General features: G+C 37.3%; 18 protein-coding genes and 1 pseudogene. 5 read left to right on the top strand and 14 right to left on the bottom strand.

Features of this window, described 5'->3' with window-relative positions; translation table 11 throughout:
* Positions 1-14 precede the first annotated feature (14 nt).
* Positions 15-1,067: pseudogene (locus TH67_RS10765) on the top strand (methyl-accepting chemotaxis protein); the annotation flags it as partial.
* A 146-nt stretch (positions 1,068-1,213) separates the two neighbouring features.
* Here the strand turns inward: TH67_RS10765 and TH67_RS02740 are convergent.
* Genes TH67_RS02740 through TH67_RS02715 form a run of 6 tightly spaced genes read right to left on the bottom strand, consistent with a single transcriptional unit; the run spans position 1,214 to position 6,109 of the window.
* Positions 1,214-1,888: a lysophospholipid acyltransferase family protein gene (locus TH67_RS02740; protein ID WP_072594251.1), complete on the bottom strand. Its 675-nt coding sequence runs from the start codon at positions 1,886-1,888 to the stop codon at positions 1,214-1,216.
* Positions 1,869-3,164, bottom strand: a complete 1,296-nt coding sequence (locus TH67_RS02735) for an SH3 domain-containing protein (RefSeq protein ID WP_072594250.1) — start codon at positions 3,162-3,164, stop codon at positions 1,869-1,871. Before TH67_RS02735 ends, TH67_RS02740 begins: the two co-directional genes overlap by 20 nt.
* A complete protein-coding gene (gene purQ, locus TH67_RS02730; RefSeq protein WP_072594249.1) occupies positions 3,158-3,823 on the bottom strand; it encodes a phosphoribosylformylglycinamidine synthase I in 666 nt (221 codons plus the stop codon). The genes TH67_RS02735 and purQ overlap by 7 nt, the downstream gene beginning before the upstream one ends.
* Positions 3,820-4,056, bottom strand: coding sequence for a phosphoribosylformylglycinamidine synthase subunit PurS (gene purS / locus TH67_RS02725; protein WP_072594248.1), 237 nt, complete (start codon positions 4,054-4,056; stop codon positions 3,820-3,822). The genes purQ and purS overlap by 4 nt, the downstream gene beginning before the upstream one ends.
* A gap of 8 nt (positions 4,057-4,064) precedes the next feature.
* Positions 4,065-4,775, bottom strand: a complete 711-nt coding sequence (gene purC, locus TH67_RS02720) for a phosphoribosylaminoimidazolesuccinocarboxamide synthase (protein WP_021091373.1) — start codon at positions 4,773-4,775, stop codon at positions 4,065-4,067.
* A gap of 17 nt (positions 4,776-4,792) precedes the next feature.
* Positions 4,793-6,109 carry a S41 family peptidase gene (locus TH67_RS02715; RefSeq protein WP_374057345.1) on the bottom strand — a complete coding sequence of 439 codons (1,317 nt, stop codon included), beginning with the start codon at positions 6,107-6,109 and terminating at the stop codon, positions 4,793-4,795.
* Between the two features lie 208 nt (positions 6,110-6,317).
* Between TH67_RS02715 and TH67_RS02710 the strand changes: the two genes are divergently transcribed.
* Entirely contained in the window at positions 6,318-8,891 is a 2,574-nt protein-coding gene (locus TH67_RS02710; RefSeq protein WP_072594247.1) for an ATP-dependent Clp protease ATP-binding subunit, read from the top strand.
* A 104-nt stretch (positions 8,892-8,995) separates the two neighbouring features.
* Here the strand turns inward: TH67_RS02710 and TH67_RS02705 are convergent, their stop codons facing one another.
* Positions 8,996-10,534, bottom strand: a complete 1,539-nt coding sequence (locus TH67_RS02705; protein WP_072594246.1) for an inorganic phosphate transporter — start codon at positions 10,532-10,534, stop codon at positions 8,996-8,998.
* 129 nt (positions 10,535-10,663) lie between these two features.
* On the opposite strand from TH67_RS02705, the gene TH67_RS02700 reads away from it, so the two are divergent.
* Positions 10,664-11,569: a Ppx/GppA phosphatase family protein gene (locus TH67_RS02700; protein ID WP_072594245.1), complete on the top strand. Its 906-nt coding sequence runs from the start codon at positions 10,664-10,666 to the stop codon at positions 11,567-11,569.
* A gap of 30 nt (positions 11,570-11,599) precedes the next feature.
* Positions 11,600-12,031, top strand: a complete 432-nt coding sequence (locus TH67_RS02695) for a GatB/YqeY domain-containing protein (protein ID WP_072594244.1) — start codon at positions 11,600-11,602, stop codon at positions 12,029-12,031.
* A 475-nt stretch (positions 12,032-12,506) separates the two neighbouring features.
* On the opposite strand, the gene TH67_RS10590 is transcribed toward TH67_RS02695, so the two are convergent.
* The 7 genes from TH67_RS10590 to TH67_RS02670 form a co-directional block, all read right to left on the bottom strand.
* On the bottom strand, positions 12,507-12,653 hold the full coding sequence (locus TH67_RS10590) for a hypothetical protein (RefSeq protein WP_257638022.1): 147 nt from the start codon (positions 12,651-12,653) through the stop codon (positions 12,507-12,509).
* Positions 12,650-12,814 (bottom strand): hypothetical protein, encoded by a 165-nt coding sequence (locus TH67_RS10585; protein ID WP_257638021.1) that lies wholly within the window; start codon positions 12,812-12,814, stop codon positions 12,650-12,652. The genes TH67_RS10590 and TH67_RS10585 overlap by 4 nt, the downstream gene beginning before the upstream one ends.
* A 62-nt stretch (positions 12,815-12,876) precedes the next feature.
* Positions 12,877-12,999, bottom strand: coding sequence for a hypothetical protein (locus tag TH67_RS10580; RefSeq protein WP_257638020.1), 123 nt, complete (start codon positions 12,997-12,999; stop codon positions 12,877-12,879).
* A 4-nt stretch (positions 13,000-13,003) separates the two neighbouring features.
* Positions 13,004-14,350: a TolC family protein gene (locus TH67_RS02685; RefSeq protein ID WP_072594243.1), complete on the bottom strand. Its 1,347-nt coding sequence runs from the start codon at positions 14,348-14,350 to the stop codon at positions 13,004-13,006.
* Between the two features lies 1 nt (position 14,351).
* Positions 14,352-16,280: a MacB family efflux pump subunit gene (locus TH67_RS02680; RefSeq protein WP_072594242.1), complete on the bottom strand. Its 1,929-nt coding sequence runs from the start codon at positions 16,278-16,280 to the stop codon at positions 14,352-14,354.
* Positions 16,281-17,474: an efflux RND transporter periplasmic adaptor subunit gene (locus TH67_RS02675; RefSeq protein WP_072594241.1), complete on the bottom strand. Its 1,194-nt coding sequence runs from the start codon at positions 17,472-17,474 to the stop codon at positions 16,281-16,283.
* Positions 17,475-17,528: 54 nt separating this feature from the next.
* Positions 17,529-19,562, bottom strand: coding sequence for an ATP-dependent helicase (locus TH67_RS02670; RefSeq protein WP_072594240.1), 2,034 nt, complete (start codon positions 19,560-19,562; stop codon positions 17,529-17,531).
* Positions 19,563-19,627: 65 nt separating this feature from the next.
* Here TH67_RS02670 and pbpC point away from each other — a divergent pair, with 65 nt between their 5' ends.
* Entirely contained in the window at positions 19,628-21,796 is a 2,169-nt protein-coding gene (gene pbpC, locus TH67_RS02665; RefSeq protein ID WP_072594239.1) for a penicillin-binding protein 1C, read from the top strand.
* Position 21,797 lies beyond the last annotated feature (1 nt).

Genomic DNA, 21,797 nt, shown 5'->3' with positions numbered 1-21,797 from the left:
TAGTTAGTAAAAATTTCATCATAGCAAGCATCATAGTTACCTTACTTTTGATAGCCGTTTCGATGTTCTTGCTTAAGAAGATGGTTGCAAATCCTATTGATAGACTAGGAACAAATTTAAATGCGATAACATCTGATTTTACAATTAAAATTCCTATTTATGGTAAAGACGAGATAGCTAAGATAAGTAAAGATATAAATGATTTTATTGAAAGAATAAGAATATTAATAAGTGATACAAAGCACCTTTCAAGTGAAAATAGCTCTGTTGCAAATGAGCTTAGTTCTACATCTCTTCAGACAGGTAAACGTGTAGAAAAATCAACCGAAATAGTAGAAGAGACAAATCAAAGATGTAAAGTAATGCAAGAAAATATGAAAGAATCTTTAGCGGTAGCTCAAGCTGGCAAAGACGATCTTCAAAAAGCAAGCACGCATATAAAAACGGCAACTGAAGCTATAAGATCGCTATCAGCTCAGATTATTGATTCTGCTAATGTAGAAAATCAAATGGCTGATAAGATCGATCAGCTTAGCCGTGATGCCGAGCAGGTAAAATCAGTCCTTGTTGTTATCAATGATATAGCTGATCAAACAAATTTACTTGCACTTAATGCCGCTATTGAGGCTGCAAGAGCAGGTGAGCATGGACGTGGCTTTGCCGTTGTTGCTGATGAAGTTAGACAGCTAGCTGAGAGGACTCAAAAGAGTTTAACTGAGATAAATGCAACTATCAATGTCATCGTTCAAGCGATCAATGATAGCAGTGAGCAAATGGGTATCAACTCTAAACAGATCCAAGAGCTAACTCACGTGGCAAGCGACGTTGAAAAAACTATAAATGTTATGAGTGAGACAATGAATAACGCTATAGCAATGTCTGATAAGACTATGCAAGACTACATAGCAACTGGCAAAAATGTAAATGAAATCATGGAAGGCATCTCAAATATCAACCAAATTTCATCTGAAAATGCTAGAAGTGTCGAAGAGATAGCTTCAGCAGCAGAACATCTAAACAAGATGACAGATGCATTAAATTCAAAACTTAGTGTCTTTAGGACTTGAAAGCTTACCTCTTAAGCTAATATTTTTAGGTCTAGCTCCCGCTAGACCTTTTTAAATTTGTTGATAAAAATTTCTAGTATATAAAATCAAATTTTTATAGATAATGATATAGAGCAGGGGGGCTTTGTAAATTTGTAAAGCCAAATTTATTTTCTATTTTCGTTTAGGACTTTTTGCATACTCTCTCTAGTCGTCTCTAGCCAGTTGTCTTTTGAAGTATCGACTAAATCAAGACAAAAGAGCTTGATATCTGCTTTTTTAAAGCTAAATTCTTTTACTTTCATCGCATCGCTTCCTACAATAACGATAGGCTGAACTTTTAAATTTAGCTTTTCAACTAATAGTTTTGCACCGCCCTTAAAAGGTAAAAGCTTATTAGTTTGAGATCTAGTTCCTTCGGGAAATATGGCTAAAACGCGACCATTTTCAACCCTATCTTTTGCTTCACTTAAAAGCTTTATTAGTGAATGTTTATTTTCACGCTCAACCGCTATCATTTTTGGCAAGCTTAAAATTTTACCAATTATAGGAATTTTACCGATCTGTGCCTTTGCGATCCAGCAGACATTTTTTGGGTGAAGCTCTTCGATGACGATGATATCAAGCATGCTTTGGTGGTTTATAAGTAAGATATTTGCCTCATCACTAAAATTGCCTATCACTTCAAGTTTATATCCACCAAAAAACCTTTGCGATCTTCCCCAAAATTTTCTTATGGCTCTATTTTTATCATTAAATAGCCACATAAAAAAGACGACTAGAACAACGCTAATAACAAACTCAATAGCAAAAAATAAAGCTCTAATTTTTGACAAGATTATCCTTTTTTACCCAGCCAATCTTACCATCAGCAAATAAAATTTTTGAGTAGTCGCCTTTTGTGTCTAAAATTTCTACATTTTCATTTTTATGGGATGTGTAAAAAATGGTTGAGTTTTTTGTAGGCAAGATCGAAACGCTAATATCTGGTTTTAGAACAGCCTTACCAAAAGGGTTGTAGGTATAAATTCCAAGTGCTATAAAAATGGCTGCCACAAAAAAGTAGCTAAGCCTTCTACGCCAAATAGCTAATAATATAAAAATTACCGCACAAGAGTAGATCGTGACATCTTTATAGGTGCTAAACTCGCTTTGTTTTGGGTTTAGTCCGATTTGTGTGCTGACGTCGTCATCTTCGACGCTCACTGGCAAAGAAAAACTTTCAAATTTGGCCTTTTTTAGGTTGTAGTAGTTAAAGTCAAGCGATTTTTTATTTGGCTTAAATACTGCAAAATAATATGCGCTTTGTGAGTTAAAGTCGCCATTTATTGTATCTACGCCTTGCTTTAAAATTGTCTTATTTTCAATATTAAAAGCACTTAGATCTACGTTGTTGCCATAAATTTCGACAACCATGATATTGTTTATATCATCAAATTTTGTTGTCTTAAATTTCTTAACTTCAAGATTATCAGCCACGATATGGTTGTAGTTCTCATCGCTTCTAAGCTCTTTTAGCTTTGGCAAAAAGATATTTATGCTTGAGCTCTGATAGTTTTCGCCATTTCTTTTTAGATCTAAGCTAACTTTTAAAGTCTTTGCGTCAATGCTTGTTGCCTCAAGATAAAAAGTACCTACATATTTGTTGTCTTCACTTTTTACCCATTGAAAATTTTTCTTATTTAGCCATTTGATATTTGTTTCATCAAGCTGTGTCTCAAACCCAAACTCAAAGTCATTTTGCGTATCAGCCACTATCTCAACACTAAAAATTTCTCCTATAACAACATTTTTTGGCACATTTGTGGCTTTTAAAAGAAGCTCTTTTACTTTGATCTTATCATATACTTGATTGTCTGGGACACTAATATCTGGCTCGTTTGTTGGCACGATGTTTCGCATCTGCTCTGGAGTGATACGCTCTGGCTGTGGTGATACAAATTTTCTTGAAAAATCTTGTTCTTTTAGCGGTTTTTGAGTTTTTGGATTTGAAGTAGGGCTATTTACAAATTTATCCTCCCTAGCTTCGTCCATCATGTCAAAAACGCTTACTTCGTCGGTATTTACAGCAAATAAATTTAGTACGAGCAGGGAAATAAAAAGAAAATGTTTTACCAAACTAGACCTTTTAACATCTTCATGCCATCATCTGTACCTAAAATTTTCTCACAAGCGCGCTCTGGGTGAGGCATAAGACCAAAAATCTTTTTGCCCTCATCGCAAATTCCAGCTATATTGTCGACTGAGCCGTTCGGATTTATTTCGTTACCTTTAGCATCACAGTATTTTAGTAATACTTGATCGTTGTCGTAAAGGCTTTTTAGAGTGTTTTCATCAGTATAATAGTTGCCCTCGCCGTGAGCGATAGGTATATTAACTACTTCATTTTTGGCTAAATTTGCTAAGAATTTATTGTTATTTGAGATTACCTTTAGGTGGTGATATTTTGAGACGAAATTTAAATTTTCATTTCTTCTCATAGCACCCTTTAAGAGTCCAAGCTCAAGCAGCATCTGAAAACCATTGCAAATTCCTAAGATATAGCCGCCTTTTTTTGCATGCTCTTTTACAGCCTGCATCGCTGGGCTAAATTTAGCTATCGCAGCTGTTCTTAGATAATCTCCATAGCTAAAACCACCCGGAAGTACAACTAGATCAGCATCAATCTTATCTTCTTTGTGCCAAATGATCTGTGTTTGGCATCCAAGCAATTTAAATGCGTGAGCTGTGTCTTCTTCGCAGTTTGTGCCAGGAAAAAGTATTATCGCTACTTTCATAGCACGATCTCATAGTCTTCGATGACGGTATTTGCTAAAAGCTCTTCACACATCACTTTTAGCTGCTCATTCGCTTTAGCTTTATCACTCTCAACGATATCTAAAACGATTTGTTTGCCTATCCTGACATTTGATACACCGCTAAATCCGAGAGAATTTAAAGCATGCTCCACTGCTTTACCAGCAGGGTCAAGAACCCCGCTTCTTAATGCTATATTTACAACAGCTTTCATCTTTGTCCTTACGATAAAATTCTTCTTAAAACTTCTTCGTAAGCTACTTTTACGCTACCAAGATCTTGTCTAAATCTATCTTTGTCAAGTTTTTCATTAGTTTTAGCATCCCAGAATCTACAACTATCAGGGCTTATTTCATCAGCTAGAATGATATTACCGTCTTTGTCGATACCAAATTCTATTTTAAAATCAACTAGTTTTAGGTCTCTTTCGGCAAAAAATTTAAATAATATAGAGTTGATCTCTCTTGCTGTGTGTCTTAGAGTTTGAAGATCTTTTTCGCTCTTTACTAATCCCATAATGATACAGTGCTCATCTGTTACTAATGGATCGTGCAAATCATCGTTTTTGTAGTAAAACTCAACAAGAGTAAAAGGTAAAACTGTGCCTTCTTTTATGCCAAGTCTTTTGCTAAGTGAACCAGTTGCGATATTTCTCACAACAACTTCAAGAGGTATGATCTCACATTTTTTGACTACTTGCTCAGTGTCACTGATAGTCTCAACTAAGTCAGTCACGATGCCTTTGCTCTCCAAAAGCTTAAAAAGCTGTGTTGAAATTTTATTATTTAATGCGCCTTTACCAGCTTCGTTGCCTCTTTTTTGAGCATCAAATGCTGTTAGATCGTCTTTAAATTCAGCCACAAGCAAATTTGCATCGTCTGTGGCATACATTTTTTTACCTTTTCCCTCGTAAATAAGCTCTCTTTTTTGCATGGAGATCTCCTTCTAATTTATTGTTTTATTTTTAAAATTTTGATCGTGTCAATTGCTGTTTTTAATTGAATATCTTCATCAACTTTTTTTTGCGTGATTATCTTTTTATCATCTTTTGCTTCAGTTTTATTGCCCTCACTTGTAGGATTTATCTTGTTTAGCTCGCTTTTTAGGTGCGCTTTTAGCTCACTTTCTTTGATGCTAAATGCACTATCGTCGCTTTGCGGCACTTTACCAGGATGCACGACTACATCAGGTGTTACGCCAACTGCTTGGATAGTTCTGCCACTTGGCAAGTAGTATCTTGCGATGGTTAGCCTTAATGCTTCTGTATCGTCTATTGGTAGGATTACTTGAACGCTGCCTTTTCCAAAGGTATTTTCGCCGATTATTACAGCACGTTTATGATCTTGAAGTGAGCCACTTACGATCTCGCTAGCACTAGCACTTCCACCATTTACTAGTGCAACAAGCGGTAGTTTTGAAAGAGTTTTACTAGCACTTGCTTTATACTCTACATTTTCAGATGCGTCGCGACCTTTTTGAGAGACGATGACGCCGTTATCTACAAAAAGATCAACTAGATCAACAGCTTGATTTAAAAGTCCGCCAGGATTGTTTCTAAGATCAAGTATGATGCCACTTGCTTTTGGATACTCTTTGATCGCTTCTTTTACCTTTGTAACAACATTTTTGTCAAAATTTGTGACACGCACGTAAAGAATATTGTCATTTTCTATCATTTTTGCATAGACAGATTCAACCTTTATTAGATCTCTTATAATCTTTACATCAAATGGTTTTTGCTCACCTTTTCGCAAAATTGTGATAGTTATTGGAGTTTTTGGCTTGCCGCGCATTTTATTTACTGCTTCATCTATCGTTGTACCGATAGTCGAGTTACCATCTATCCTTAAGATAATGTCGCCTGATTTTATACCTGCTTTATCAGCTGGGGTATCTTCTATCGGTGAGATAACGGTTAGTGCGCTGTCTTTCATGCCAACTGTTATGCCAAGGCCACCAAATTCTCCGCTTGTTTGCACCTGCATATCTTTGTAGGCTTTTTCATTTAAAAAGCTTGAGTGGGCATCTAAATTTTGCATTAAACCAGCAATGGCTTTATCGATGATCTCTTTAAATTTAATGTCATCAACATAGTATTTTTCAACGGTTGAAATTGTTTTTGTAAGCTTTGAAAGTGCTTCAAGCTTCGCACTTGCTTCGTCTTCACTCTTTGCAAAAAGTGCATTTACTGCTACGCTTGAGATAAGCAAAGCACCTGTAATTTTTAGTGCAAAAAATCTACTAAATTTATTCAAAATTTCTCCTATAATTTTTGGTTCAATTCTATTAGCTTTTGGCTAAAAAAAGTATAAATTTAAGCTTATATTTTTGCTTTTGGATAGTTTTTTGATACAAATTTATAACGGTAAATTTTAGCAATTAAATAAAAAGAGTGACAAGCATTATAAAAATACTTGACAATATAAGACTAAAGTTATATAATGGCGACCATATAAAATAATCCAAGGAGATTTAATGGCTGATATAACAGAAAATTTAACAGCTCAGATGCAAGAAACTCTTGAAAAAGGTATTAGTTTAGCGATATTTTCTAAAAATCCGCAAGTTGTTCCGCTTCATATTTTTTGGGCTTTACTTGCAGATAGTAATTCTATTTTAAACCAAGTGTTTAATAAAATGAATGTAAGTAAAGACGCCGTCGAGCTTGAAGTAAAAAGTAAAATTTCTTCACTTCCAAATAGCTCAAACGTTACAAAAGATAACGTTTCAGTTTCAAGAGAGCTTATAAATTCTCTTGAAAATGCAAAAGCTTTGATGGTAAGCATGGGCGATAGCTACATAGCTGTTGATACATGGATCATCTCATCTCTTGAGCTTAGTGAGATCAAACAAATTTTAAGCAAATTTTGCGATATCTTAGAGATCAAAAAGAACCTTGAGAGCATAAGAGGTGGTAAAAAGATAGATAGCCAAACTGGCGATGATACTCTTGATAGCTTAGAGAAATTTGGTATCGATCTAACGCAAAAAGCGCTAAATAAAGAGCTTGATCCAGTCATCGGCCGTGATGAAGAGATCACTAGGATGATGCAAATTTTAATAAGAAAGAGCAAAAACAACCCTATATTATTAGGTGAGCCAGGCGTTGGTAAAACAGCCATCGTTGAGGGGCTAGCTCAAAAGATAGTCGCTCGTGATGTGCCAACAAGCCTTGCAAACAAGCGTGTCATCGCGCTTGATATGAGTGCAGTCGTAGCTGGCGCAAAGTATAGAGGCGAGTTTGAAGATAGGCTAAAAGCTGTCATTGACGAGGTTAAAAAAGCTGGTAACATCATACTTTTTATAGATGAAATTCACACCATCGTTGGAGCTGGTGCGAGCGAGGGCGGAATGGACGCGGCAAATATCCTAAAACCAGCTCTTGCACGTGGCGAGCTTCACGCTGTTGGTGCGACGACATTAAAAGAGTATAGAAAGTACTTTGAAAAAGATGCAGCACTTCAAAGACGTTTTCAACCAATAGACGTTAAAGAGCCAAGCGTAAATGAGGCACTTCAAATTTTACGTGGTATAAAAGAGCGTCTTGAAGTTCATCACGGCATCACGATAACAGATAGCGCGCTAGTTGCCGCAGCAAGGTTAAGTGACCGCTACATCGCAAACCGCTTCTTGCCAGATAAAGCGATCGACCTTATAGATGAGGCAGCAGCTGAGCTTAAGATGCAAATAGAGAGCGAGCCATATGAGCTTTCAAAGATAAAACGCGAGATCGTAACGCTTCAAGTAGAAAAAGAAGCTCTAAAGATGGAGGATGCTGATAAAAACAAAGAAAGACTTGGCGAGATCGAAAAAGAGATAGCTGACCTAAATGAGAAAAAGCTAGCACTTGATACTAAATTTGAAAATGAAAAGGCAGTTTTCGGCGGAATTTCAAAAGCTACAAAAGAGATAGATAGCTTAAAATCACAAGCTGAGATAGCAAAAAGAAATGGTGATCTTCAAAAAGCTGCCGAGATAGAATATGGCAAGATAGCAGATGCTAAAAAGCACAAACACGAGCTTGAAGAAAAATGGGAGAGCATGAAAAAAGAGGGCGTGCTTCTTAAAAATCAAGTCGATGAAGAGCTTGTAGCTGAAATTTTGAGCAAATGGACTGGAATTTCAGTTAAGAAGATGCTAACAAGCGAAAAAGAGAAGTATCTGCGCATTGAAGAGTATCTAAGAGAGAGCGTTGTCGGTCAAGATGACGCACTACACGCACTTGCACGTGCTGTAAAAAGAAACAAAGCAGGGCTAAATGAAGGTCAAAGGCCGATTGGTTCGTTTTTATTTCTTGGACCAACAGGCGTTGGTAAAACCCAGTCTGCTAAGGCTTTGGCTAAATTTTTATTTGACGATGAGAAGGCGCTTATCCGCTTTGATATGAGCGAATATATGGAAAAACATAGCGTGAGCAGGCTTCTTGGCGCGCCTCCAGGATATGTAGGCTACGATGAAGGCGGTCAGCTAACAGAGGCAGTTCGCAGAAGGCCATACTCAGTAATACTTTTTGACGAGGTTGAAAAGGCTCACAAAGATGTATTTAACATACTTCTTGGCATACTTGATGATGGACGTGCGACTGACAACAAAGGTGTAACGGTTGATTTTAAAAATACGATCATCATTTTAACTTCAAACATTGCTTCAAATTTCATAATGGAGTTAAAGGGCGAGGATCGTGATGTGGCTGTTAAAAACGAGCTTAAAAACTACTTTAAACCTGAGTTTTTAAATAGGCTTGATGATACTATCATATTTAATCCTCTAAATGAACAAGGCCTAATCTCTATCGTTGAGATCATGTTTAAAGAGCTTGAAAAGACTCTTCACAACCGCGGTATCAAGGCAGTTTTAAGCGAAGAAGCTAAGAAATTTATCGCAAAAGCTGGCTTTGACATAGTTTATGGCGCAAGACCTCTTAGAAGAGCGCTTTATGAGCTAGTTGAAGATAAGATCGCTGATATGATCTTGAAAGATGAGCTTGAAAGTGGCGATGAGATCACCATTGATAGCGATGGCGAGAAGATTATCATTAAGAAAAAATAACTTCAAATTTACTTGGCAGGTTGGATCGACTTGCCAAGCTTTCATATAAAATTTATACAAAAAACATCAAAAGAATAGGGCGATCTTGCTATTTAAAAATATGACTAAACGCCTAGAAATTTAGCAAGGGCAAAGTAAAATATAGCCGATGAGATAGCAGCCGCTGGAAGAGTGATGAGCCAAGCAAGAATGATTGGTCTTACCATTTTCCAGTTTGCATTTTTATTTACGATGCCGATGCCTAAAACTGCACCTATTAGGATATGCGTCGAGCTAACTGGTATGCCAAGTTTTGTGGCTAGAAGTATGACGATACTTGAGGCAAGCTCGGCACTAAAGCCAGTTGTCGGTAAAATTTCAGCTAGTTTTGAGCCGATGGTGGTGATGACCTCTTTGCCTAAAAACCAAAGTCCGACGACAAGTGAGATGCCAAATGTTACCATTGCGATGCTAGGTATCGGCGAGCTTTCGTTTATAGAGCCAGTTTTTAGCACATCAAGCACAGCGGCAAATGGTCCAACTGCGTTTGCAATGTCGTTTGCGCCGTGTGAAAATGCAAAAGATGAAGCGGTAAAAATTTGAAACCATGAGAAAATTCTATTGATGCTTTTTTCGCTATCGTTTTTGCTCATGACATTTATGATAGCAAGGCTTGCAAGATATGCTAGAGCTCCGATGACGAAGATGATCCAGACTGTTTGGATGATGCTAAAGGCTAAATTTATATGCTCAAGCCCTTTAAAAAGCATCATTGATGAGATGACCATTGCGGCAAATCCAGCGATGATTGGGATGTGCTTTTTCATCGCTTTAAAAGTATCTATCTCTTTTTCGCTATCTTTCATGATGCGAATTTTTGAGCGGTATTCGCTATATTCAGTGGTTTCGATCTCATCCTCATCGATAACTGCGATCTTTGAAAGAGTGGCTATCTGCTCCTCAGCTGGCTTTGTTTTGAGTGCTTTTATAAAGCTTTCTTTGTAGGCTTTTCTCTCAGCTTTTAACGCTTTTAGATTCATTTTAAGTTCATGTGTTGGCTCGATAATCTTACTTTTTACGTAGCCAAATATAACGTAAGACATCACGCCGCCAAGCAGTGGTGAGATAACCCAACTTACGGCGATTCTACCGATCTCACCCCATGAGACCATATTAAATGGTTCCGGATCTTTTATCATAAAGCCCATAGCAAGTCCTGCGCCAACGATACCGCCAACGATCGAGTGAGTGGTTGAGACTGGTAGACCTTTTTTGGATGCGTAAAATAGCCAAAGACCTGAGCTAAGAAGGGCTGAGATCATGATAATGACAAATTTCATCGGGTTTAGATCGCTTGGAAATTTCACGATCTCGTTTCTAATCGTATTTGTAACCTCAGATCCTGCAAATATCGCACCGCTAAGCTCAAAAATGGCTGCGATGATGAGAGCTTGCTTAAGCGTAAGAGTCTTAGCGCCAACGCTTGTGCCAAAGCTGTTTGCAACGTCATTTCCACCGATATTAAAGGCCATAAAAAGACCAAACATGCCAGCGATCAAGAATAAAAAGTAGTTATTTGTCGGGATGTATTGATAGCCCCAAACGAAAAATCCAACGCTACAAATTGCAAAAATAACAAATGCCAATAAGTTATCTCGAAGCAATCAAGCCCCCTTATAAGGTTTTTGATAGGGATTATATCTTGAAAAATATTAAAGTTTTTAGAATTTTTCAACTTTAAATGATACTAAATTATCATATGTTAGAATCTGCAAAAATTTTAAGGATAAATTTTGGTTATAGCGATAGATCTTGGCTCAAACACATTTCGCGTAGCACTTGTCAAAAAAGAACAAAATGGCTTTAGTAATGAGCAAATTTATGAAAAGATAGTAGGAGCTGCTAGAGGGCTAAATGAAAGTGGCAAGATAGCAGATGAGTCTAAAAATAGGCTCTTTGAAGCGATAGCAGAGGCTAAAAGCAAATTTGACTTTACTAAATTTAAATGCGTAGCAGTCGCAACTGAGGCTTTTAGGGTGGCGTCAAATAGCAAGGAAATTTTTAGCGAGATAAGAGAGAAATTTGGCATAAATTTTCATATCATCAGTGGCAAAGCAGAAGCAAAGCTTACATTTTTGGGTATTCAAAATGCTTTTAAAAAGCTTGGAATCAGTGAAAATTTTAGTATCATTGACATCGGTGGAGCAAGCTCAGAGATCGGCGAAGATGGAAATTTTATGAGTTTTAAATTTGGCATTATTACATTTTTTGAGAAATTTAAAACGCTTGATTTAATGCAAGAAAATGCAAAATTTTATACAAAAGATGCAGGAGAATTTTTAAATAGCTTAAAAAATAAATTTATCGTGCTGACTTCTGGCGTACCAACTACTATCGCAGCGCTGCGACTTGGACTTAACTACGAGAACTATGATCCAAAAAAAGTAAGCGGATTTGAGCTTAAAAAAAATCGTGATCTCGCTTGGTTTGTAGATGAACTTTTAAAGATGGATGATAAGAGCGCTGATTTGGCGGTTGGAAGAAACAGAAAGCATCCGCTCATCGCTGGAACCTTGCTTTTAGAGGAGCTTTTAAGTGGGCAAGAAGCAAAATTTATAGTTATCGACGATGGGCTTAGAGAGGGTGTTGGGGTTGCTTATCTGCAAGGAAAATTTCAAGAAATTATCACAAATTTTTAGTTAATATTTCAAAAATTTAAAGGAGAGGAAATGAGTATAAGAGAGCAAATTTTAGCTGATATAAAAGAGGCTATGAAGGCAAAAGATGAGTTTAAAAGAGATACTTTAAGAACGCTAAATGCAGCACTTAAGCAAGTTGAAGTCGATCAAAGGATTGAAATGACTGATGAAGTGGTACTTCCACTGCTTCAAAAGGAGATCAAAAAGAGGGCTGACTCGGTTGAGCTTTATATAAAAGGTGCTAGAGAGGATTTGGCTAAAAAAGAGCAGGGCGAGATTGAGCTTATTAAGGCATATTTGCCAGCACAACTAAGCGATGAAGAGCTTAAAGAAAAAATAAAAAAGATTATTGAAAGAGCTGGTAAAAATTTAGGTGCTGTAATGAAAATGGCAAAAGATGAGATCGGAGCAAGTGCTGAAGCAAAACGCATAAGTATGATCGCAAAAGAGCTTTTGGCTTAAAATCTACAATCTTATAAAACTTCTAATTTTGAAAACTTACTTCTAAATGTTGTAAGTTTTCAAAAAATCAAATACGACTTTCATTTTTAAAAAAGATAATTTAAAAGCATAATACTTAGATACGAATATGTTAAAAGGTAAAATATGAACTTTTTTATATATTTGTATTGAAAACTATAATTTTCAAATTGTTATTTTAGTTTTCTTATTTCTTCTTTTAAATAAATTTAAATATTGATTTATAGGCTTATTTTGAATTTTATCTTTTGTATGATTTTAATTTATCCATTAAATTTGATGTAAAAATATTTGTAAGAAAATTAGTTAAATTTTACACTTTTCAAAAAATTTGATCTACCCTATTTTGAAAAAGTGAGCAAGAGCTATCTTTGAAGTTTGTGGTTCTTGCTTTTAAGCGCAGAGCACTAAACTTGCAAAAACTGCGATAAATGTACATAAAGCGCTCGCTCAAGAATTAAATTTTATCGTCAAAAAGTGTGCGGATATCCAGTGTGTAGTTTTTAGGCATAAAGATCGGCGAGTCTAAAATTTCAAGCACGCCATCATCAAACGAGAGAAATTCCACTACTCTTTTTGGCTTTCCGGCGGTTTTTATGCTCATATCAGCTCTAGGCGCACCACCTTTATGATCTGCATTTTATCTGTCGTCCATTCAGAAAAAGCTAGAAATTTAGAGTCCTCTGAAAACAAAAAGCAAGACGTTGCTCTCTCGCTAAGTAAAATTTGAAGTGCATCGTCATCTTTAACTAAATTTTGATCCAAATTTGATAGCCTTTTTGCGTGGTTTGAAGTCTTATTTTTTAAATTTAGACAGTGCTCGCTATTTATAAAAGCTGTAGCTCGCCAAGGGTTGGAGCGCCCATGGCAACCTCACAGCCTTCAAATTTGGCGCTAAATTTGCCATCACTGCTACACGCATTTGCCTCGTAGTCCCAAGCTGAACTCATAAATTTACCTATTAAATTTGCCTGCCATGGCTTTGTAGATATTTAGCTCGTCTTGTAAAAGCGTATATTTTGCCTTTAGTAGCCCTATTTTGGCTTCTAGGTCGCTATTTTTTGCTTCCAAAAACTGCTTTAACTCAACCTTGCCATAAGAGTATTTTAGCTCGTAAATTTTTGAAATTTCTTCGTAGTTTTTTATTTGCTCTTGATAGTTTCTAAGTAGTGCTTCGTCGTTTAGGTAGCCTTTATAAAATGCGTCTATCTCGTTTAGCACGCTATTTAGAGTGCTTATGTAGTTTAGCTTTGCAAGCTCGAAATTTGCCTCGCTTACTTTTAAATTTGACTTTAGCTTAGAGTAGTTTAAAAACGGTAAATTTAAAGCGATGTTGCCATTTAGAAATTTAAGATTAAACGCTTCGTCTTTTTTGTCGGTACTGCTTTTGAGGCTAGCTCCTAGCGTGATGCTAGGATAAAAATCTTTTTGACTAGCTTTATAGTTTAGGATACCCTCTTCTATGCGGTAAATAGCCGCTCTTAGGTCCGGACGGTTTGCTATGGCGCTTGTTGGCACTTCTAGATCAACGCCCGTTCTTTTAACTGGACTTAGTGTGAGTCCCTCAAATTTAAGCTCAAAATCTGGTCTCTCATTTAGCAAAATCCTAAGCGTTTTTTTAGCAGTCACAAGATCTTTTTTGGCACTTTCTATCTTATTTTGAGCGCTTAAAAGCTGTGAGTTTATCTGTTTTAAGCTTAGCGCCTCCTCTTTGCCAAGCTCAAATTTAAGCCCAACTATCTCGTTTAGCTTGTTATAAATTTCTAAAATTTGCTCATAAGTTTTTATGCTCTCGTTTAGATATAAAATTTGAAAATAAGCGTCTGCCACGGAGTTTATGACGCTTAGTTTGCTAGCTTCTAGGTCAAATTTAGTAGCATCTGCCTCAAACATCGCTGCATCTTTGCTATTTGCTAGCTTTTGCCAAAGATCAAGCTCGTAGCTAAGCCCTATGCTTGAGCCAAAATTTCTACTAGAAGTACCACCCTCTTTTATGTTTTTGCTACTTCCAGCCTCGATGCCAGCGTTAAAGCTTGGGATGAGATTTGCCTCCAAAATTCCAGCTTGAGCGAGTGCTTTATTTACATTTATTGCCGCTTTTGCAAGGTCGGTATTGTTTTTAAGCGCAAGTTCTACAAGCTCATCAAGGTAGCTTTGATGATATTCTTTCCACCAAGAAGTGTTTAAATTTAGCTCCCTGCTAGCGTTATCTTCAAGTAAAATTTGTTTATAATTTTCATCTATATTTTTAACAGCGCAACCGCTTAAAACGAGCACTAAAGCTAGGCTTAGAAATTTCATATTACTCCCTTGAAAGCGCATCTATTGGATTTAGTTTTGAGGCATTTTTGGCAGGCATATAGCCAAAGATGATGCCAATGGCCATCGACGTGACAAGTGCAAGTACTATCGAGCCATTTGAAAAGATCATGCTAAAACCATCTAAAAAGTTGTTGAAAATGTAGCCAATAGCGTAGGAAAAGGCTATACCGATAGCTCCACCGATAAGGCAAAGTAGCACCGCCTCTATCAAAAACTGCTGCAAGATGTTGCTCTGTCTGGCTCCGATCGCCATTTTGATGCCTATCTCTTTGGTGCGCTCGGTGACCGAGACTAGCATGATATTCATCACGCCTATGCCACCAACTACTAGCGAAACCACGGCGATACTTGATATTAGAAGGCGCATGGTTGAGATCGTCTCTTCGATAGTTTGCTTGATGCTATCAGAATTCCTTGTAAAGAAGTCTTTTTTGCCGTGTTTTATCGTTAAAAGATCAGTCAGGCTCTTTTCTGCAATTTGAGCATTTACGCTTTCATTTACTTTTACGGTTATTGAGCTAATAAATTTATCGCCCGTTATCTTGTTTATAACAGTCGTGTATGGAGCATAAATTTTAAGTGAGCTAGCATCGCCGACTTTAAATTCATCTTTTTGCAAAACACCTATAATGCGAAGTGGCTTTTTGTTAAAAAGAATGATCTTACCGATAGGGTCTTCGTTTTTAAATATACTATTTTTGGTGTTTTGGTCTATTAGTGTGACAGAATCTGAGTTTAAAACCTCGTCGTCATCGTAAATTCTTCCCTTTTCTAGTTTTAGTCCATTTACGTCAAAGCTCCCTACTCCACCGCCCTTTAGTGTCGCTGTTAAGGAGATATTTTCATACGTTAGTACGCCTGAAGTGCTTGTGTTTGGAGTGACTGAGTCCAGAAATGACTGTTTTGAGAGCATATTTGCGTCACTTATAGAGAGCGTTTTTACCCTGCCCGAGAGCATATCGCCAAAGCCTTTTCCTGGCATTATGTCGATCGTATTTGTGCCGATCTTTCTGATGCCAGCTAAAATTTGCTCCTGTGAGCCTTTGCCAAGAGCTACGACGCTAATGACCGCCGTGATGCCAATGATAATACCAAGCATAGTAAGAAGCGATCTTAATTTATGAGCTAGCATCGCATTTACCGACATTTTAAAACTTTCAATTAGCTGATCTTTATAGTAGGTAAATTTGCTCTTTTCTGGCTGGTTTTGCTTTTTGGCCTCAAAAATTTCACTATTTTTTATATTATCACTTACGATGTTGCCATCTTTTATCTCGATCACACGACTCGCGTATTCGGCGATCTTTGGGTCGTGCGTGACGATGATGATGGTGTGACCTTTTTTGTAAAGATCCACTAAAATTTCCATCACTCTTAGACCACTTTTGCTATCAAGCGCACCTGTTGGCTCATCAGCCAAGATAATCTCGCCACCATTCATCAGTGCCCTTGCTATGGAGACCCTTTGCTGTTGTCCGCCTGAGAGTTTATTTGGTAAATTTTTTGCTTTTTCGCTAAGGCCAAGTGAGTCTAAGATCTCCATACCTCTTTTTTCTCGGTCGCTCTTATTTGCCCCTGCATAAATGCTAGGAAGTGCGACGTTTTCAAGGGCGTTCATCGTGCTAAGAAGGTTATATCTTTGAAAGATAAAGCCAAATTTATCTCGCCTAAGCTTGGCAAGCGAGTCACTATCAAATTTAGATATATCTTTGCTATCTAGTAAGTATTGCCCGCCACTTGGGCTATCAAGGCAACCAAGGATGTTCATCAGAGTTGATTTACCAGAGCCAGACTGACCGATGATAGATATAAATTCGCCCTTTTTTATCTCTAAATTTATGCCATGAAGAATTTCTATTTCATTCTCACCTAGCTTAAAGCTTTTTGTGATATTTTTTAGACTTATCACTTAAAACTTCTTATTTTCTTTTTCGATCATCTTGGCTATCTCGCTTGCTGAGCCTTGTGATGTGATGATCTCATCACCCTCATTTACACCGCTGATGATCTGTGTATCGAGGTTGTCTTTTATGCCAGTTTTGACCGCTGTTTTTACCGCTTTGCCGTCTTTTAGAACATAGACAAATGTGCCGTTTTCATCTCTTTTAATGCCGATACTTGGTACGATGATAGCGTCCTTTACATTTGCTATTAAAAGCTCATTTTGTGTTGTCATGCCTATTCTTAAAATTTTATCTTTATTTTCAACTATGCTTTGAGCATAATAATAAACAGCTGAGTTGCTTGAAGTGCTTGAGCTTGTGGATTTACTACTACTGCTAGAGCCATAGCTACCATCGCTTAATGTCGTTAAGCCAGGGTCGATTGAGCTAACCGTCGTTTGAAATTTTTTCGTTGGCTCAGATAGGATCGAGTATTCAACTGGCGTGCCAACTTTTATCTTTGTGATGTCGCCCTCAGCTATTTGCATCTTCATCTTAACATAGCTAAGATCTGCGATCTTTACGATAGTTGGCGTAGTTTGATTAGCATTTACAGTCTGTCCTTCTTCGACCTGTACGCTTACTATTATTCCATCTCTTGGAGCGGTGATCTTTGTGTAGCCTAAATTTATCTTAGCTGTGCTTAGCTCGATATTTGTCTGCTTTATCTGAGCCTCCAGCTCCTTTATCTTTGCGCTATTTGTACTATAAGTATTTTTTGCGCTTTCAAATTCTTGTTTTGAAGTGGCATTTTTGGCAAAAAGTGCATTTTCTCTATCAAACTGCGTTTTAGCGATATTTAGAGCCACTTTTGCGCTTTCTAGCTGGGCTTTGTAGATAGCTAGTTGCGCCTCTTTATTATCGATGTTATTTTGCTGGGTCGAGCTATCGATACTTGCGATCATATCGCCTTTTTTGACCTGATCTCCAAGCTTAACGTAGAGTTTTTTTATCTGGCCGCTCACCTGAGCACCCACATCAACTAGCTCGGTAGCAAAAATTTCTCCAGTCGCATCGACTTTTTTACTGAATGAACCTTTCTTTGCCTTTTTGGTGATAAACTCCACCTTTTCATCTTTTATCTTAAAAAAATTATCATAGATAAAATATCCACCGACGCCTAAAATAAGCAGGATTATTAAAATTTTAGATTTTTTCATTACTTCTCTTTGTAAAAAATTAGTCAATTTTACTTAATAAGATTAAAATTCTCTTTAAACTTCCTCTTTTGCCATGCCAGCCTCTATCAAAAACCTACTCGGCTGATAATTCACCTTCTTTATCTTGTCGTATTTTGCATAACTTAGATATAGCTCATCTTTTGCTCTAGTTACTGCCACGTAAAAGAGCCGTCTTTCTTCTTCTAGACTACCGCCCATGCTCATTAGCTTTAAATTTGGAAAGCGGTTTTGTGCAAGATCGACGATAAAGACTTGGTCAAACTCAAGCCCCTTGCTCGCATGCACACTAAGCAAGCTAACGCCCTGCCCTTCGCTCATCTCGTTGCTTCCAAGGGCTAAGAAGTTATAAAATTTACTGATATCTTGATATTTTTTAGCTAGCTCGCTTAGCACCACGCTCTTTGCCATTATGCGCTCTTTGACCTCTTCTTTGAGTGCTAGATCGACGTTGCCATTTTTTAGAGTTGCCCTTTTTGTGCTGATGTTTTCGACGATTAGCGAGTAAATTTTGCTAGTTTTTATCTCATTTATCATCGTGGCTGGCTTTGAGATATTTCTCATGCCTCTTAAAAAGTTGTAAATTTCATATAAAAACTGCGCCCCACTCTCGCTTAGCTTTTGTAGTTTTAGCACAGGATGGCCTAGGAATTTATCGCTAAAGCCAAGCTTAGAAAACCTTGAAACTTCAGCAAATTCGTCAAGATCGTCAAAAAGGCCTAGCTGGTAGTTTCGCCTTTTGTTTGATGAGATATTTACGCTCTCGTCTGGCTCAACTATCCCTTTTATTAAATTTCCATGCCCAAGCTTAAGTAGTGCATCAAAAATTTCTTTGCTAACTGCGCTGCCAACGCCTTTTGCGTATTCGCAGATGTGGATAAATGCCATTATATCTTTTGGATTGACATAAATTCCCATGATGTCGATAAGCGCCTTGATCTCGCGGCTCTCAAAAAAGCTCACCCCGCCCTTTCGCTTTGAGCCAATACCTCGCTCTTTTAGCGCGACCTCGATGCCATCAGCTGATGAGTTATTTCTAAAAATTATGGCGATATTTTCTCTATTAAATGGCGAGAGCGAGATGATGTCGGCGATGTTTTGATATTGATCAAAAAGCTCGTTATAGACAAGCAGCCTTGGCGGCTTGAAATTTCCCTCTCGGCTTACGGTTAGGTGCTTTTCATAAAGCCTTGGATTGTTGTTTATGACCTTATTTGCAAGGGCAAGTATGCTTGAGCTTGAGCGGTAATTTACATTTAAAGCGTAGATATTTGCGTTTGGAAAGCGATCTTTAAATGAGCCAATGATCTCGATATTTGCGCCGTTAAATGCGTAGATGCTCTGGTCAAAATCGCCCACGCAAAAGAGGCTCTTTGTCTTAAATGCGTCTATTAGACTGCCTTGAAGTGTGTTTGTATCTTGATACTCATCGATCAAAATTTCATCATAAGCTAAATTTGCCCCATTTTTTAGCTCGTCGCGCATTTTTATGAGAAGGTCGTTAAAGTCAGCGTAAGAAAATTTAGTCTTTTCAGCCTCAAACTCCTCTAAAACATCTTCATAAATTTCAGCATAAACGCCCTGCTCTTCGCTCTTTTGGCTTATCCATTTGCCAAATGTTGTGCCTTGTTCGCTGTTTTGAAAGAGCGAGTAAAGATCGTATAGATAGGCTCCGCCATAAGGCTTGACGTCGCTTAAATGGTAAAATTTTCGTCTCTCAACAAGACTTTTTAAAAGCGTCTTTAGCTCGCTTGGCTGCTTTAGCGTGACGCCTTTATCAAGGCTTTTTAAAAGCGAAAATGAGACTGAGTGAAAGGTGCCTGCGGTGATTTTGGAGGTGATTTGTTTGTCAAAATACCTATTTAACCGCTCTATCATTTCGCTGGCTGCTTTGTTGGTAAATGTTAGAAGCAAAATTTTCTCTGGCTTTACGCCTAAATTTAAAAGATGTGCGATGCGAGCGACAATCGTGCTAGTCTTGCCAGTGCCAGCTGAAGCGATGATGAGATTGTGTCCAAATGGTGCAGTTGCGGCGGTGTATTGTTCTTTGTTTAACCTAGATAAGGGCATTGTTTCCTCTTTTTTAAAAAGGTCTAATTATAGCTACTTAAACTTTAACAGCTATAATCACGCCGATGAAAAAGTTTAAATTTATAAAATTTCTTGCCCTATTTTTGGCTCTAATGGTTGCTATTTTTTTGATACTTGATCAAATTTATCCACTAAATTTAGATGCACTCAAAAAAGACGAAGCCAAAATTTTGCTTGATAGAAATGGCAACATTATAAATATGAAGCTTAGTAGCGATGGAATTTGGAGATTTCACGAGCAAAGCTTCCCAAACTCGCTAAAACAATGCGTCGTGCTCTTTGAGGATAGGTACTTTTACTACCATTTTGGCGTAAATTTTGCCTCTATTTTTAGAGCATTTTTTCACAATCTAAGAAGCGACAACCGCATAGGCGCTAGCACTATCACGATGCAAGTAGCTAGGATGCTTGAGCCAAGTGATAGGAGCTATAAAAATAAGATAAAAGAAATTTTTAGAGCTTTTCAGCTAGAGCTTCACTTTAGCAAGGATGAAATTTTAAATTTTTATCTAAATTTGGCCCCATACGGCGGCAACATCGAGGGTGCAAAGGCGGCTAGCTTTTTTTATTTCGGCAAAGAGCTAAACGAGCTTAGCTATGCTCAGGCCGCACTTTTAAGCACGATACCAAAAAATCCAAATAAAAATAGACTAGACCGCGTCTCAAACATAAATGCCTTAAAAAATAGGGTCATAAAGATGCTTTACAAGGCAAATTTAATCGATCTTAGCGCCTTTAAAAGAGCGCAGGCTGAGCCATTTAAAAATGTAAGAGCAAAAGCTATCGTAACTGCGGAAGATTATGCAAATGTCGCTTTTAAAAACCAAATTTCAAAGGCGAGTTTGGATCTAAATTTACAAAAAGATATGCTTAAAATTTTAAAAGATGCGATGTTTTCGCTAAAGGCAAAAAATGCAAACAATGCCGCTGCAGTAGTCATTGATAACAAAAAAATGAGCGTTGTTGCCTTCATAGGCTCTCATGATGAGCACGCGCGTGATGGCAAAAACTCAGCCCTAAATATGAAGCGAAATACCGGCAGCACGCTAAAGCCTTTTATCTACTCGCTTGCGCTTGATAGCGGGCTTATCACGCCAAATTCGCAGTTAATTGATACGCAAATTTATATAAAAGAGTATGCCCCAAAGAATTTTAGTAATGATTTTTTAGGTATCGTAAGCGCGAAAGATGCTCTAAATTTCAGCCTAAATATTCCGGTTATAAATTTAAACTTAAAACTAAAAGACAATTCGCTTTACGAACTACTTGAAAAGGTAAATTTAGTAGATGAAGATAAAGAGTATTATGGAGCTTCTATAACGCTTGGAAGTGCTGAAATGAGCCTGCTTGATCTTGCTCATCTTTATACTATTTATGCAAATGACGGCATTTATAGGCCGCTTGAGTTTGCTGGCAAAAACTACAAAAATGAGGAGAAAAATGTAACTCTCATCTCGCCTCAAAGTGCCTATTTGACTGCTAAAATGCTAAGTGAAGCCTCAAGATCGTATCTAAAAAATGCTTGGCAGTACGCCCAAAATACGCCAAAGATTGCTTTTAAAACTGGCACAAGCGCAAACTCACGTGATCTTTACGCCATAGGCGTTGATGAAAATTACACAATTGCTATTTGGATTGGAAATTTTAATGCCAGTAAAACCGATAAATTAACAGGACTAAATGACGTATCAAAGAGTCTTTTTGATATGTTTAAGATAATCGCTCAAAAAGAGAAGTTAAGATTTATAAGTGAGCCAGATGGCATAGAAAAGCTGCCAACCTGCCTTGATGCCTTTAACTATGAAAAGTGTAAAAAAATGGCGCTTGATGATAGGATAAAGGGTGTAGATTTAAAGGATAAGTGCGAAAGTTTAAGAGGCGAAGAGCTTAATTTTTTGGTTAAAAATGAGCTTTTGGATAAAGATGAGATACAAACAAGTCCTTGTGCTGAAATTTTTAAAGACAAAAAGCCAGTTTTTGCCTATCCGTATGACGGTGAAGAGATAGTGACAGATGAAAATATCACACAAGTTATGGTAAAATGCTACGCGTTTTTAGGCGATGAAATTTACCTAAAAATAGATGATTTGAACTTTTCTAAGATAGAAAACGCAAGCGAAAAAAAGTTTGATCTAACTCTTGGCGAGCACAGCATAAAATGCCTTGATCAAAACTCAAATCAAAGTGAAATAACAATAAAAATAAGGAGATAAA

The sequence above is a fragment of the Campylobacter concisus genome (assembly GCF_001891085.1).
GTDB lineage: Bacteria > Campylobacterota > Campylobacteria > Campylobacterales > Campylobacteraceae > Campylobacter_A > Campylobacter_A concisus_O.
This window is presented reverse-complemented; position numbering and strand designations above follow the sequence as displayed.

What these genes read in the sequence shown, in the direction of transcription:
- purQ (WP_072594249.1), bottom strand. Translation starts at nt 3,823, where the DNA reads ATGAAAGTAGCGATAATACTTTTTCCTGGCACAAACTGCGAAGAAGAC.
- purS (WP_072594248.1), bottom strand. Translation starts at nt 4,056, where the DNA reads ATGAAAGCTGTTGTAAATATAGCATTAAGAAGCGGGGTTCTTGACCCT.
- purC (WP_021091373.1), bottom strand. Translation starts at nt 4,775, where the DNA reads ATGCAAAAAAGAGAGCTTATTTACGAGGGAAAAGGTAAAAAAATGTAT.
- TH67_RS02710 (WP_072594247.1), top strand. Translation starts at nt 6,318, where the DNA reads ATGGCTGATATAACAGAAAATTTAACAGCTCAGATGCAAGAAACTCTT.
- TH67_RS02695 (WP_072594244.1), top strand. Translation starts at nt 11,600, where the DNA reads ATGAGTATAAGAGAGCAAATTTTAGCTGATATAAAAGAGGCTATGAAG.
- TH67_RS10590 (WP_257638022.1), bottom strand. Translation starts at nt 12,653, where the DNA reads ATGAGCATAAAAACCGCCGGAAAGCCAAAAAGAGTAGTGGAATTTCTC.
- TH67_RS10580 (WP_257638020.1), bottom strand. Translation starts at nt 12,999, where the DNA reads ATGAGTTCAGCTTGGGACTACGAGGCAAATGCGTGTAGCAGTGATGGC.
- TH67_RS02685 (WP_072594243.1), bottom strand. Translation starts at nt 14,350, where the DNA reads ATGAAATTTCTAAGCCTAGCTTTAGTGCTCGTTTTAAGCGGTTGCGCT.
- TH67_RS02675 (WP_072594241.1), bottom strand. Translation starts at nt 17,474, where the DNA reads ATGAAAAAATCTAAAATTTTAATAATCCTGCTTATTTTAGGCGTCGGT.
- TH67_RS02670 (WP_072594240.1), bottom strand. Translation starts at nt 19,562, where the DNA reads ATGCCCTTATCTAGGTTAAACAAAGAACAATACACCGCCGCAACTGCA.
- pbpC (WP_072594239.1), top strand. Translation starts at nt 19,628, where the DNA reads ATGAAAAAGTTTAAATTTATAAAATTTCTTGCCCTATTTTTGGCTCTA.